This is a genomic window from Streptomyces sp. NPDC046122, assembly GCF_056429965.1.
On sequence record NZ_JBWKLQ010000003.1, the window covers coordinates 755,962 to 769,057 of the forward strand.

Genomic DNA, 13,096 nt, shown 5'->3' on the forward strand with positions numbered 1-13,096 from the left:
GCCTGGAGCAATACGGTGCGTGCCTGCTGAAGAGGCCGGGGACTTGCGGCGCAGCGCCGGCGGCCGTGTCTGAGGCGGTCAGGATTTCTTCGGGTCGTGGCCCCAGTTCATGAGTGAGTAGCGCCATCTGGTGTCGGTGATGTCGCCGCTGGGGCGTTGCTTGATGTGGCGGTGGACGTAGCCGGTGACCTTGCGCATGTGCGCAAGGTCGTCGTCGTTCAGGTCGTCCTTCTTGGTGTGGAGGAGTTGGATGATGCGCCTGCCGGATGCGTGACCGACGCTTTCGCCGCCATCGTTCTGTCCGACGCTCTTCGAGTCGTCGGTTGCCAGCCATTTCTCCAGTTGTCCGGCGGTCATGTTGACCGCCTCCTTGAACGCGTGCAGGGTCCCGTCGCGGTCGTCCTTCTGGTTCGGGGCCATCAGGAGTGCCGTCCCCTCTTGCGCAGGGCGCCGGGCTTGTGCACGGCGGAGCGGCCGGACTTGCCGCTCTCCACCTCGTACTGCGGGTCTTCCTTCGAGGCGTCGACGGTTCGGCCTGCTGCCCGGGTCCGGTCGGTGATTTTCCTTTTGACCTTGCCCGCAACGTTCTGGCCGTGGCTCTTCCACGACACCTTGTCGCCCTTGCTCGGATCGTCCTTCTTCGACATGGGTTTCCCTTCGTGGTTCGGGCTGTGCGCTCCGACGTGACTTCGCCCGGCGCTCACACGGACAAAGAGGTGAGGCGGATGACAACGCGGCTACGGTCAGCCCACCAAAGAACCTGGGTGCCCCCAGGAGAGTTCATCCGCGCGTTCTTGCAGCCTGGGAAGTCGAGCTTCGAGCCTTCGGCGGATGGGCTCTCGGGTGTACGCGGGGGTCAGTCATGCTTTCAGGTTCCTGCGGTTCGCCCGCTCACGCACCCGCTGATCATCCGGCCGCTGCGGCATTCGTGGACGGCGGCGGGAGTGAGGGGCTGCCTGAGCCCGGGGTGACAGGACTTCAGGGCGCGGGCCGTGTGGGTGATACGCACGCGCGCACCGGCGGAACAACGGCGACCGAAAGAGCCGCTGGAACAACCGCAGCATCTACTGCACCGAATTACTGGTGCCGCACCTGAGGTCCGCGCCCCGGGAATCAGGCGCCGGTGTACTGGGTCGCGTACTCCTCGCTGGGCGGGACGACGGTGATGACGTCGATCAGCACACCGTCGGGGGCGGCGACGATGAAGTGACGCTGGCCGAATTCCTCGGTACGCAGTGACAGGACTTCGGGCAGGCCGGCCTCAACCACAAGCCGCTGGTGCTCGGAGTCCACGTTGTCCACCTCGAAGTTCAGCAGCAAGCCGCCCCCGAGCGCGCCCCGGTGGCCCTCGGGGACGGTCGGGTGAGTGTGGTCCAGGAGGGCGAGCTCGTACTGCGGGGCATCGGGGCGGCGCAGGCTGACGTACCAGTCGGCTTCGAAGGTCACCTCGAAGCCGAGGTGGCGGGTGTAGAAGTCGCGGGAGGCCGCGACGTCCCGGGTGGCGAGCACCGGGTAGAAGCCGCCGAGTTCGGTTGTCGGCATGGGCGTGCGGTCGTCCGTCATGGCAGAGGGTGTCCTTCGGGTCCATTTCACATACCCAGGGTATGTGAACCGTGGCGTTAGCATACCCCTGGTACGCGAAATGGAAGGGTGGTGTGCGCGATGGCGGTCAACCGGGCGGAGCAGCGGGCGGCCACGCGGCAGGCGCTGCTGGTCGAAGGGGAGCGTCGGTTCGGCGCCGACGGGTACCACCACGTGGCGCTGGCCGATGTGGCGCGGGCCGCCGGGGTGACCAAGGGGGCCGCCTACCACCATTTCGACAGCAAAGCGGGGCTCTTCCGGGCCGTCGTCGCGGAGGTCCAGCAGGAACTGGGCGAGCGGGTCGCGACCGCGGCCGACCGGTACGAGGACCTCTGGGAGCAGCTCCGCGCCGGCTGCAGGGCCTTCCTTGCCGCGGGGACCGACCCGACGGTGCGCCAGATCCTGCTGGTCGACGCGCCGACCGTGCTGGGCTGGGAGGAGTGGCGGACCATGGACGAGCAGTCCTCGGGCCGGCACCTCGTAGAGGCCCTGACGGCGCTCGCCGCAGGCGGGATCATCGCCGATCAGCCGGTCGAGCCCCTGGCCCGGCTGCTCTCGGGGGCGATGAACGAGGCCGCGCTCTGGATCGCGCGGGGCGGCGACCCGCAAGCCGCAGAACAGACGCTCGACCGCCTCTTGGTGGGACTGCGCACCCCGGCCTGAGGACCCGCTCGGACACTCGGCTAGGGGCCCGGCACGCGGAGTGCCGGGGGCGTGGGGCTGCGTCGCGCGGTGGTTGTGGTCGGTCAGCCGGCGTCGCGGTCAGCCGAAGTCGGGGATGGGGTGCCCGGGGTCCATGGCCGCCGCGATGCGCTGGGCGATCACGTGGGCGGTGTGTCCGTCCGTGGCGGTGGGGCCCTGCGCGGTCGGGACGGCGATGGCCAGGGGCTCGGACGGGAGGTAGTCCATGGAGGCGGAGTAGCCGAAGAAGAGAGGGTGCTGGGAGATCCAGTCACCCAGCACGACCACGCCCATGCCGTAGTGGGTGGTATCGGTGTTCGCGAGACAGGCGGTCGCCGGACACTTGCGGGTGGCGTGACAGGCCGACCGTCCCCGATTTCAGCAGCTGTTGGTACGAGGACGGAGACAGCAGCTCGCCCGAGCCGAGACCGGCGGCCGTGCGGGCCAGGTCGCAGATGTCGGTGGTCTGGAACGCGCCCGGACGCGGGCTGGACGTCCGCGTCCCGCGACCGGGCAATCGCCCCCACCCTCGGCCGACGCCGTCCTCGCCGCGCACGGTGGACCGTGACACGACCGGACGGCGCCGTGCTGCCCGGTGGAGGAGGCGGATCGCCTCAGTTGCGCAGGCCGCCGTCGTTGTCGCCGACCGCGTCGCCTTGCGGGGCCTCGCCGCCGGCGCCGGCGTCTTCCGCGTCGCCGTTGCCCTGCCCACCGGCGTCCGCACCGGTGTTGGCCTGTACGTCGCCGTCGTCCGCGCCGCCGCCGTCCTCCGCACCGGCGCCGTCGTCGGCACCCGCGTCGCCCCCGGCTCCGCCGTTCTCCTGGGCCCCGTCCGCACCGTTGTCGTCACCGGCGCCGTTGCCCGCGCCGTCACCGATCCGGGCGCCGACCGCTTCGAGCGCCGTGGTGACCGGCTGGAAGAACGTCTCGCCGCCCGCCGTGCAGTCTCCGCTGCCACCCGACGTGAGTCCGATCGCGCTGCCGTCTGCCGTGAAGAGCGCGCCTCCGCTGTCGCCGGGCTCGGCGCAGACGTTGGTCTGGACGAGGCCCGTCACCGTGCCCTCCGGGTAGTTCACCGTGGCGTCGAGCCCGGTGACCTGGCCGTCGCTGAGGCCGGTCGTACTGCCCATCCGTATGACGTTCTGGCCCACCGCCGCGTCGGCGGCCCGGGCGATCGCCACCCTCTGGCCGTCGCCTGTGTCGACCTCGCTCGGGGCCACGGTGGCAGGGTCGTCGTACGTCACGAGCGCGAAGTCGCCCGCGCCGGGGAACACCGCTTCCTGGACGGTGCCGATAGGCGCGCCGCCGGCTGCCTCCGACCACTGCTCGGCCGCCACACCGCAGTGGCCGGCGGTCAGGAAGCCGGGACTGCCGTCCTGCGTGGTCACGTTGAAGCCGAGTGAGCAGCGCGCTCCGCCGCCGAAGATGGCGTCGCCGCCTTCGAGGAACGTCCTGAACTCGCCCCCGGACTTCTGGATCCGGGCCATACCCGGGCCGAGGTTCTTCACCGCCGCTTCGAGCTTGTCCCAGCGCTCACCGGTGACCGTGCGGTCGGCTGTGACGAGGACCTGGTTGTTTCTCGGGTCGATGGCCCAGGAGGTGCCCGGGACGGTGGCCCTGCGAGCCAGTGCGCTCTTGGCCGCGTTCAGCTCGCTCGCGCTGTTGTCGACGCTCCTCGGTACCGCGCCGGCCTTCTTGACCTGCACGTCGATCTCGTTGTCGTCGCCCACGACGTTCACGACGAGCTGCTGCCTGCCGGCGTCGTAGTACGCGCCGCCGTACGACTCTCCGAGCTGCTTGCCCAGCTGCTGGAGCAGTTCCGCCGCGGCGGCCGCGCTCATCTGCCGGGGGGCCGACGCGTCGGACCGGACCCCTTCCTGCCCGGCGTAGGCCTGCGGGAGCAGGACGGCGGCCGCGGCAATGCCGACCGCCCCCGCTCCCGCCAGCACGGCCTTTCGCTTGGTTATTCGCCTGTGACTCAACTCGCCGCCTCCTGTAGGGGTATGGAGCCGGTTGCCGGTGGGCACCCGGGGGACGCGTCCGCCTCTTGATACGCAGGAGGCGCGTGTTGTTCTCATCGCGTGCGCACATTTGAGCTGACGGCGTGTCAAAAATTGGCTGTGGAAATGCGGTCAGGAACGAGGATTGGGATTGACCTCGAGTCCGCTTGACGTCCTAGCGTCACGCCCATGGACATGGAAGTCACCGCTTGGACATCGCTGCACAACGCGATCAACGCCAATCAGGACCGCAGGCCCGTCTCCCGGACCACCCTGCGCCGCATCGCCCGGTTCGCCCGGCCGCATCACCGGCAGCTTTACCGCTTCCTGCTGCTCAGCGTGGTGACCGCCCTCCTCGCGGTCGCCACGCCGGTGCTCGCGGGAAGCGTCGTCGACGCGATCGTCCGGGGCCGAGAGGAGGAAACGGTCACCCGGCTCGCGCTGCTCATCGCGGTCATCGCCGTCGCCGAGGCAGGGCTGGGTCTGCTGACCCGGCGGCTGTCGGCCACCCTTGGCGAGGGGCTGATTCTCGATCTCCGCACGGCGGTCTTCGATCACGTCCAGCGGATGCCGGTCGCCTTCTTCACCCGCACTCGGACCGGTGCGCTCGTCAGCCGTCTCAACAACGACGTCATCGGCGCCCAGCGCGCCTTCAGCAACACCCTCTCCGGCGTGGTCTCCAACCTCGTCACCCTGCTGCTGACTCTCGCCGTCATGCTCAGCATCTCCTGGCAGATCACTCTGCTTGCCCTCGTCCTGCTGCCGGTGTTCGTCGTGCCCGCCCGCCGGATGGGCACGCGCATGGCGGCGCTCCAGCGCGAGGCCGCCCACCACAACGCGGCCATGGGCACCCAGATGACCGAGCGCTTCTCGGCCCCCGGCGCGACCCTCGTCAAGCTCTTCGGCCGCCCGGCCGACGAGTCGGCCGAATTCGCCGCCCGCGCCCGCAGGGTGCGCGACATCGGCATCCGTACCGCCATGGCCCAGTCCACGTTCATCACCGCGCTCACCCTGGTCTCCGCGCTGGCGCTGGCCCTCGTCTACGGACTCGGCGGCTTCTACGCCCTGCGCGGCAGCCTCGACCCCGGAGCCGTTGTCGCGCTCGCCTTGCTCCTCACCCGGCTCTACGCCCCGCTGACCGCACTCGCCGGCGCACGGGTCGAGGTGATGAGCGCTCTGGTGAGCTTCGAGCGCGTCTTCGAAATCCTGGATCTGCGCCCGCTGATCGCCGAGAAGGCGGACGCCCGGCCGGTGCCGGACGGGCCGGTGTCCGTGGAGTTCGACCGGGTCTCCTTCGGCTACCCGTCCGCGGACAAGGTCTCCCTCGCCTCCCTTGAGGACGTAGCGACGCTCGACTCGCGCGGCGGCACCGAGGTCCTGCACGACGTCTCGTTCCGCGCCGAACCGGGCCACATGGTCGCCCTCGTCGGTTCCTCCGGCGCCGGCAAGTCCACGATCGCGCAGCTGCTGCCGCGACTGTACGACGCCGACTCCGGGGCCGTACGGCTGAACGGCGTCGACGTACGAGACCTGAGCGCCGACTCGATCCGTCAGACCCTCGGCATGGTGACCCAGGACGGGCACCTCTTCCACGAGTCCGTACGCGCCAACCTGCTCCTCGCCCGGCCCGACGCCACAGAGGACGACATCCGGGACGCCCTGTGCCGCTCCCGCCTGGACGGTCTCGTGGCCTCACTGCCCGACGGCCTGGACACGATCGTGGGCGAACGCGGCTACCGGCTCTCCGGCGGCGAGCGGCAGCGGCTCACCATCGCCCGCCTGCTGCTGGCACGCCAGCGCGTCGTCGTCCTCGACGAGGCGACCGCGCACCTCGACTCCACGTCGGAGGCGGCCGTACAGGAGGCCCTCGCCGAGGCGCTGGAGGGACGTACCGCCGTGGTGATCGCCCACCGCCTGTCGACCGTACGGGCGGCCGACCTGATCCTGGTCGTCGAGGACGGCCGGATCGTCGAACGCGGCACGCACACCGAGCTGCTGGCGGCAGGAGGCCGTTACGAGGAACTGCACCGCACCCAGTTCGAGCGCCCGGACCTGGAAGAGGCACGGGCGAACTGAAGCCGCCCGCGCCGCGGCGCACTCTCACAGCCCGGCCATGTCGCGCGGATCTCCGCCTCGCGCGGTACTTGTCGCGCCGAGCCACCGCCGGGGGTGTATCGCGACACCGCCGGCCAGTGCATCGAACGGCGCACTCGAGGGGCGGAGCGCTGGGAGGTGCCCAAGAGTGGGCAGCGTGACGCGGGCACCGCTGGTGACGTCCTCGCGTCCGGGTGCGTGAAGCACACCTGCAGCATCCCCCTCTGCGCTCGACCGGGGTTGTGAACCGCGGAAGGGCGCCGCGATCGAGAGGTTGTTCCCATGACGGAAACCCGAGCGGCTCGTGATCAGACCCTGCGCGAGAGTCTCGCCCACATCCAGACCCCGGACTTCTTCGGTCGTACCTTGATCGAAAGGCTCCTCACGATCGCGTCTGAGAAGAGGGCGGCAGGCGACGGCGGCCGACTCGAGATCGATGCGAAGATCTACGTGTCTTCGGGCGGCCAGGACGATACGTCCATGGCTCATGAGCCCCGCCCAGTCTGCATCTACGTTCATGGAGAGCAGATCTGCGTCGTCCCGACGTGGCCCCCGCTCAGGTGAGACCACTCGCCTGAGCGGGCTGCCTACGCCGTCCGCATGCTTGGTGTGCGCAGAGGCGCTCTGTGGCAGGGTGGGGAGCCAGTCGGTGCTACGCATTCACTTCCCGGCGGAAGACCTCCCACGGACATGCGTCGCCGCGACCATCGGAGCCGCGGCGGAGACCTACTCCAGCCTGGATTTGCGGAGAGAGAAACGGGCCCTGCCTACTTCCGCCAGTGGCGGTCATCGGTGAGGAGGACATCCCCACCCGAATGGCCGTCCTGGCTCAGGCAACCAGCAGGAGAGAGCGCACGGCTCCAAGGCCCCCCTTTAAGCCGTGACTTAACAGCTGGGCCGCGGGTGCGCGGATCCCGCAGCATGTGAAGCCACAACCGGCTCACCTCTGGAGATCGCATGCGCACTCGACTCGCCGCTGCCCTCGGTACCACCGTGCTGACCGCGGGCACGTTACTGGGGGCTCCCGCCGCACACGCTCAGGCCGCTGCCTACCCGGTCACCGAGTTCTACGTCCCGGTCGGGAACACATGGACGAAGGGCACGTTGACCTGGCAGAACCGTTCGGTCGTCGTGCAGGGGACGCACAAGTCGGTGAGCGCGGCCGGCCCGGAATACTGCCGGCGCACCTGGGCGTACACCTACAACGCCGCCGACACGGTGAAGCTGGGCTCGAATGGCTCCGCAGCCGGCGATACGGCGTGCGGCACGACCGAGACCTTCATTTTCACCGTTCCGGCAGACGTCCGCGGCGGGGCCGGGCTCGTGCGCGTCTGTCTCGACGACGGCAACCTCAAGGACCTGCTCTGCCGCCCCTACAGGCGGCCTTGACCCGGTGAGCGTGCAACCGGCGCGCGGAGAAAGCTCACTTGTTTCGACCTTGGCCTTCTCCGTGTGCATCGGGGTCCTTCTTGAACCGAGAGGGACATCGTGTCCGGCGAACACGAACTGACGCCGCCGGCATGGACGTACTCGACCAGGAGGACCGGGAGCGGCCGAGGAGGTCTCCCTCGCGCCGCTCCGCACGGGCCGGACCGGCCCCGCAGTGGGCAGGACACCGGGCCTAGGATGCCGGGGGCGACCGTGCAGGACATCGGGGGAGCGTGGCATGAGCGGTTACGGCAGCGGCGGCGGGTACGGTGCCCCGGCGGGCGGCGGCGCCTTGAACCTGCCGCCGGGACACCCCTCTGCTCCACCGGTCTTCCCGCAGGGGTACCCGTACCACCAGCCCCACCCGCCGCAGGGATACCCGTACTACCAGCCCGGCCCGCCACCGGGACACCCGTACGCGCCGCCTTACCCGCCGGTCCCGCCCCCCGCGGAACCGTCGCGGGCCCGGAAGATCCTGCGCGGCCTCTGCAACCCCCTGTACGCCGCCCGGCGGACCTTCCGCCCGTCACGCCCCGGGATCGTCGACGACCGGGCGGTTCGTAAGCTCCAGTTGTGGCGGACCGGGCTCGGACTTGTCGCCTGGGTGGGCCTGACGGTCACCTACAACGCCGTCGCGAGCGCCGCCGGCGTTCGGGGCGTGGCCAGCGAACGCCTCGACCAGAGCTGGTCCAGCGTCCTGGTACTCGTCTGTACCTTCCCCGTGGTGGTCGGCGCCTTCGTGGCAGCCGCGCGGAACGGACTGCGCCGGCTGTACCTGCGCCGGGCTCTGCGCCCGCTCGGTTCCGTGGTGGCCATCATGGCGTCCATGGGTACCGGTGCCCTCGCCATGGCACCGGAGCTGGCGGGTCTGCGGGACGCCGTGGGACTGCCCGGGAAGATCGTCATCGTCGTGCTGTGCTTGTGGTCGATCGGCTTCGCCCTCTACGGCATCGGACTGTCGCTGGTGCACGTCTTCCGCACCGCCGACATCCACGAGGTGCTGCCGCCGATCCTCGCCGGCGTCCTGGTGTGGGAGATGGCGCTCCTGGACGTGATCACCGGGGCCTACGGCCAGGTCCCGACGGATGTCCGAACGGTCTTCATCCTTGGTGCCCCGCTCACGGTGACGACCCTGTCCTGTTGGGAGCTGTACCGGCTGCGGCGCGACCACGGATTCACGCTCCGTACGGCTCTGGGACGCTGACACCTCCGGTTGACGCCCCCTGCCCGCGTGAACCTTCACCAGGGGCGTGCCAAGCACAAGCCGCATTGGTTCCGTTCGCTTGATCACGTTACGGGGGAGGGGGCTGCTCCTCAGGGCCGTTGGCAGGCATAGGCGCGGGTCGGCTGCCGTCGTCGGCGACACGTGGCAGTGCGGTCGAAGCGAGGAAGTCGTCGAGCATGGTGATCTGTACGTCCTCGGGGAATCGGCCGGAGTCGAAGAGGGCCTGCACGACGAGGCCGTGGGTGAAGGCGACGGCAGCGGCGGCCAGTTGTTCCGGGTCGGCGTCCGCGGGCAGCTGGCCGAGGTCGCGCGCTGACTCGAAGTGAGGGCTGATGGCGGAGCGCAGCCGGGCGTATCGGTCGGCCTGTTGGCCGGCCAGCTTGTCGTCGGCGAGGGAAAGGTCCCAGGAGCTGACCCAGATGCGGTTGCGGGCGGTGTCGCCCGGGGTCAGCGGCAGAATGTCCAGAAGTGTGGCGCGCACGGTGGCCAGGCCCGGGGCGGGACGTGTGCGGCGGGGCCTCTGGGCGGTGCGCTGCTCCAGCAGGTCCAGAGCGTGATCGATCAGGGCCCGTTTCGTCGGGAAGTAGTGCATGAGCATCCCGGTCGATACGTCCATGACGGCGGCGACCGCACGCAGGGTCAGGCCACCGAACCCCTTTTCGGCCAATATGCGCCAGACCGCCTCAGACACGTCCTTGCGACGGGCTTCTCGGTCTCCGGGTGCGGGCGGCATGCTGTTAGCTTACGTACCGAACGCTTGTTACGCATCCCGAGAGCGAGGCCCCCATGTTCACCGTGCCGCTCGGCGACCAAGCCCAACTCCGCTCCCTTGAGCCCTGGCACGCGGAGGAGTTCCTCGCCCACATCGACCGCGCACGCGACACCGTGGACCCCTGGATACCCTGGGCGTCATTCAGCACCGACCGTGATTCGGCCGCTGCCACCCTCCAGCGCTATGCCGACCGTACGGCCCAGGACACCGGCCGGATCTACGGCATCTGGCTGGACGGCACACTGGTCGGCGGGGTCATGTTCACCCGCTTCGACAGCGCCTCCGGGGTGTGCGAGATCGGATGCTGGACGGAACGGGCCGGGGAGGGGCGGGGCCTGGTCACCCGGGCGTGCCGGGTGCTGATCGACTGGGCCTTCCGGACCCGCGGGATGAGCCGTGTGGAGTGGTGGGTCGCAGCCGGCAACATCCGCAGCGTCGATGTCGCACGCCGGTTGGGCATGACCCGTGAAGGGGTGCTGCGGCGGCGTTCGCCACACCGTGGTGTGCGCCACGACAGCGAAGTCTGGTCGGTCCTTTCCGAGGAATGGCCGCCTTCCCGGGAGACGTTCGAATCATCCGGGTCCTGCGCCAAGGCCGAGATCGATCGGTTGATGAGCGTGTTCGTCGGCGCCTTCACCAACACCGGCGGCAACCGGCCGGATCTCGACGTCATCCGCGATGTGTTCATCCCGCGGGGCAGGATCATCGCGAACGTCGGGGACGAGCCCGTGATCTACGATCTCGACGCGTTCATCGAGCCCCGGCAGAAGATGCTCACGGACGGAACGCTGACGGAGTTCTCCGAATGGGAGGTCTCCGAAAGAACCGAGATCTTCGGGTCGATCGCGCACCGGTTCAGCGAGTACCGCAAGTCCGGCATCCACCAGGGGGATTGGTTCGAGGGCGCCGGCCACAAGACCACCCAGTTCCTCCGGACCCCGTCAGGATGGCGTATCGCCTCGCTGGCTTGGTACGACGTGACCGCAACCACTTCGGAATGACTGTGGCTGCACCAGTTCAACCTCGACCTGTGCTGTAGGGAAGCGGCGGCCCTCCGATACGCCGACTCCCGCGGGCACCTGTGTGTCGGCTGGCCAGAACTGCATGAGGTAGCACTCCACCCCGACGCCGCTGCCTTCGCCCTCCGACAAGGCGGCTGCTTCGGCTCTGCCGCTGCAGCTGACGCGGACCCGCCAGGAGCCGCCGGACTCCGCCAGCTTGATGACGTCGTCCGCTCGGCCCGTGTGCATGGACCACACCGCGAGCTGCCCACTGCTCGACTCGAAATCGGCCTCGGCCTGTTCGTCCCAGTCGGCCGGGTCCTGCGGCGGCGGAGCCGCGTCCCACACCTCGACGTCCACCGTAGCGGTGTGGGTGTGGCCGCCACTGGTGATGTCGAGACGCCCCGCATGGGTGCCGACGAAAACGCCGCGATGGAAGTCGTCGGGGAACGGAAGCGGCAGGGCCGCATCGTCGGAATCCTGCAACCCGAACCCGAAGTGCCCCACGTACGCGTCGACCTGCTGCCGCCGGACAAGCTGCGCCACGGGCAACCTTTCGAGTCGGCGGGCAGGACGCTCACCAGAATGCCAGGTGGCGACGCTCGCGGGAACGACCGGAGGGCCTCACGCCATGAGCGGGCCCGCCTCGCCGCCGGCGCCCTGACCGCCTGGTCCACGCCGCGCACGCTCACGCCGCCTGGGCTCGCGCTCCCTTCCGTACGCCGTAACCGTGCACGTCGGCCCGGCGCTGCGCCTGCCACCGGGCTGCGCGGACCGGAAGGTCGGCCAGTACCTGGACAGGCGACCGGCATCGCCACGGTGGAGCAGACGAGGCAGGGATCGAGGGCGCTACCTGCAAGAGGGCCGCGAAGCTCCAGGTCGGAATGCGGGATCACGCCGTCGCGTACGGTTCCGGCCGGAGCCCGCCGTTGCGACGTCTCCGCCCCGCGGCGCTGGGCCTGCATGGGCGACCCTGTACTGGCTCCGCTTCCAGATGACTACCTTGCTGCCAGACACGCGAAAATCTGTGTTGGCTGGAGTAGACATTGGGTGGTGTTGTGGTTATGGTTTCTCTCGTAGCCAAGATCGAGAAGGCCCGGCAGAGATGAACTGCCGGGCAGTAGTAACCGCTTCAGTCGCAGTTCGCAGGGCGGTGCGGTGGTGGAGTTCCGAAGCCGGAGCGGTTGCAGGATGGCGACGGAGCTGACGGCCGGACCGGGTGGCCCGCAGTGATCAGGGGCCGCCGTGAGCAGTACCAGCAGCGTGGTTTCAGTAGTTCCTCGGTAAAGGCGTCTCGCTGCGGGCGCGCGTACCGGGAAGTTCGGCAGTGGGGTTCTAAGCCAGAGCAGACGCACGACGGGCGACGGGGCTGGCTGCCGAAGAGCGGCGCTGTTAGAGGTCGCGGAAGTACCAGCAGTATGCAATTGGTTCAGAGGGAAGAACGGAGGAGTTGACCGCCATCAGGATCGCCCGGACGAGGACTGAGTCCGGGTACCGCAGGACATCGATAGGCAGGTGGTCTCCGGTCACGCATCCGCGATCCCCGCGCACCCGGCAGCGTTCAGGCCTGGCCCGCGGAAAAAGAAGGCCGGCGCAGCATGAGCGCCGACAGATGGTGTAGCAGTTCCTTCGGGGCCCTGGTGCCGGTACGGCACCAGGGCCCCTCCACGCGCCTCACGGACAGGCGCGATCCGAGGTCCGTGGCGGCTCGCCACGAGCTGGGCCGACCGGCATCCCTCGGCATGACCTTCTTGGCCAACGTCTTCGACCGGCCGGCCCGGTACGCGCGCGAGTTCGACCGGCCGGGCCGACATGCCTACGAGGTGACCCGAGGACCCGCAGCTTCCGCCGCGACGACCCCATCTGCACCTGTCGGTCAGGGGCGGTCTTCGTGGTGCCCGCACACCCAAGCCAGGGTGTCCCGTACCCCGTGGATGTAGTCGCGGGGCACGGTGCGCTGGGTCGAGTCCTCCATCTGGACCGTCGCGGCGTCCACCTCTGCGGTCAGCACCTGAAGGCTCGGCGCACCGTCCGTCGCCCGCGCGGTGATCGGCGCCGGCTCACCGCGGCCCAGCGCCCACAGATACCCCGCCAGCGCTCCGCGGGCGTACTGCGTCTGCTGAGCGGGCCCGGCGGCCTCAGCCTCCAGGCGCCGGTGCGCCTCTTCGGCATCGCCGTAGCTGCGCACTCCGACCGTCATTTCCTGCGTGTCCAACGAGTTCGTTGTCATACATATATGACTAACCCCGTCGGCGACGCTCATGTCGCCATGCCCCGGCGCTCACCCATCGAGCGGTAGCCGCCCCGGCGCACT

14 protein-coding genes are annotated in these 13,096 nt (G+C 69.5%); 6 read left to right on the forward strand and 8 right to left on the reverse strand.

The features are described 5' to 3' along the window. Positions 1-78 precede the first annotated feature (78 nt). From AC07FK_RS12795 to AC07FK_RS12805, 3 genes are all read right to left on the reverse strand, one after another. Positions 79-420, reverse strand: coding sequence for a DUF3140 domain-containing protein (locus AC07FK_RS12795; RefSeq protein ID WP_479104894.1), 342 nt, complete (start codon positions 418-420; stop codon positions 79-81). Then, complete coding sequence (locus AC07FK_RS12800; protein ID WP_479104895.1) at positions 420-647, reverse strand: hypervirulence associated TUDOR domain-containing protein; 228 nt, start codon at positions 645-647, stop codon at positions 420-422. The genes AC07FK_RS12795 and AC07FK_RS12800 overlap by 1 nt, the downstream gene beginning before the upstream one ends. A gap of 466 nt (positions 648-1,113) precedes the next feature. After that, entirely contained in the window at positions 1,114-1,563 is a 450-nt protein-coding gene (locus tag AC07FK_RS12805; protein ID WP_479104896.1) for a VOC family protein, read from the reverse strand. Between the two features lie 99 nt (positions 1,564-1,662). Here AC07FK_RS12805 and AC07FK_RS12810 point away from each other — a divergent pair, with 99 nt between their 5' ends. After that, entirely contained in the window at positions 1,663-2,244 is a 582-nt protein-coding gene (locus tag AC07FK_RS12810) for a TetR/AcrR family transcriptional regulator (protein ID WP_479104897.1), read from the forward strand. A gap of 99 nt (positions 2,245-2,343) precedes the next feature. Here the strand turns inward: AC07FK_RS12810 and AC07FK_RS12815 are convergent, their stop codons facing one another. Both AC07FK_RS12815 and AC07FK_RS12820 read right to left on the reverse strand, forming a co-directional pair. Then, the gene (locus AC07FK_RS12815; protein WP_479104898.1) at positions 2,344-2,556 is read right to left on the reverse strand and encodes a hypothetical protein; all 213 of its coding nucleotides are present in this window, start codon (positions 2,554-2,556) and stop codon (positions 2,344-2,346) included. A 320-nt stretch (positions 2,557-2,876) separates the two neighbouring features. Further along, on the reverse strand, positions 2,877-4,244 hold the full coding sequence (locus AC07FK_RS12820; RefSeq protein WP_479104899.1) for a S1 family peptidase: 1,368 nt from the start codon (positions 4,242-4,244) through the stop codon (positions 2,877-2,879). A 207-nt stretch (positions 4,245-4,451) separates the two neighbouring features. On the opposite strand from AC07FK_RS12820, the gene AC07FK_RS12825 reads away from it, so the two are divergent. The 4 genes from AC07FK_RS12825 (at position 4,452) to AC07FK_RS12840 (ending at position 8,988) form a co-directional block, all read left to right on the forward strand. Further along, complete coding sequence (locus AC07FK_RS12825) at positions 4,452-6,338, forward strand: ABC transporter ATP-binding protein (protein WP_479104900.1); 1,887 nt, start codon at positions 4,452-4,454, stop codon at positions 6,336-6,338. Positions 6,339-6,638: 300 nt separating this feature from the next. Continuing rightward, a complete protein-coding gene (locus AC07FK_RS12830) occupies positions 6,639-6,920 on the forward strand; it encodes a hypothetical protein (RefSeq protein WP_479104901.1) in 282 nt (93 codons plus the stop codon). A 393-nt stretch (positions 6,921-7,313) separates the two neighbouring features. Then, positions 7,314-7,745: a hypothetical protein gene (locus AC07FK_RS12835; RefSeq protein ID WP_479104902.1), complete on the forward strand. Its 432-nt coding sequence runs from the start codon at positions 7,314-7,316 to the stop codon at positions 7,743-7,745. Positions 7,746-8,022: 277 nt separating this feature from the next. Beyond that, the gene (locus tag AC07FK_RS12840; protein WP_479104903.1) at positions 8,023-8,988 is read left to right on the forward strand and encodes a hypothetical protein; all 966 of its coding nucleotides are present in this window, start codon (positions 8,023-8,025) and stop codon (positions 8,986-8,988) included. Positions 8,989-9,076: 88 nt separating this feature from the next. On the opposite strand, the gene AC07FK_RS12845 is transcribed toward AC07FK_RS12840, so the two are convergent. Further along, positions 9,077-9,742 carry a TetR/AcrR family transcriptional regulator gene (locus AC07FK_RS12845; RefSeq protein ID WP_479104904.1) on the reverse strand — a complete coding sequence of 222 codons (666 nt, stop codon included), beginning with the start codon at positions 9,740-9,742 and terminating at the stop codon, positions 9,077-9,079. Between the two features lie 53 nt (positions 9,743-9,795). On the opposite strand from AC07FK_RS12845, the gene AC07FK_RS12850 reads away from it, so the two are divergent. Next, complete coding sequence (locus AC07FK_RS12850; RefSeq protein WP_479104905.1) at positions 9,796-10,782, forward strand: GNAT family N-acetyltransferase; 987 nt, start codon at positions 9,796-9,798, stop codon at positions 10,780-10,782. On the opposite strand, the gene AC07FK_RS12855 is transcribed toward AC07FK_RS12850, so the two are convergent. Continuing rightward, on the reverse strand, positions 10,723-11,328 hold the full coding sequence (locus tag AC07FK_RS12855) for a hypothetical protein (protein WP_479104906.1): 606 nt from the start codon (positions 11,326-11,328) through the stop codon (positions 10,723-10,725). The genes AC07FK_RS12850 and AC07FK_RS12855 overlap by 60 nt on opposite strands. 1,330 nt (positions 11,329-12,658) lie before the next feature. Next, a complete protein-coding gene (locus tag AC07FK_RS12860) occupies positions 12,659-12,997 on the reverse strand; it encodes a hypothetical protein (RefSeq protein ID WP_479104907.1) in 339 nt (112 codons plus the stop codon). Between the last annotated feature and the right edge of the window lie 99 nt (positions 12,998-13,096).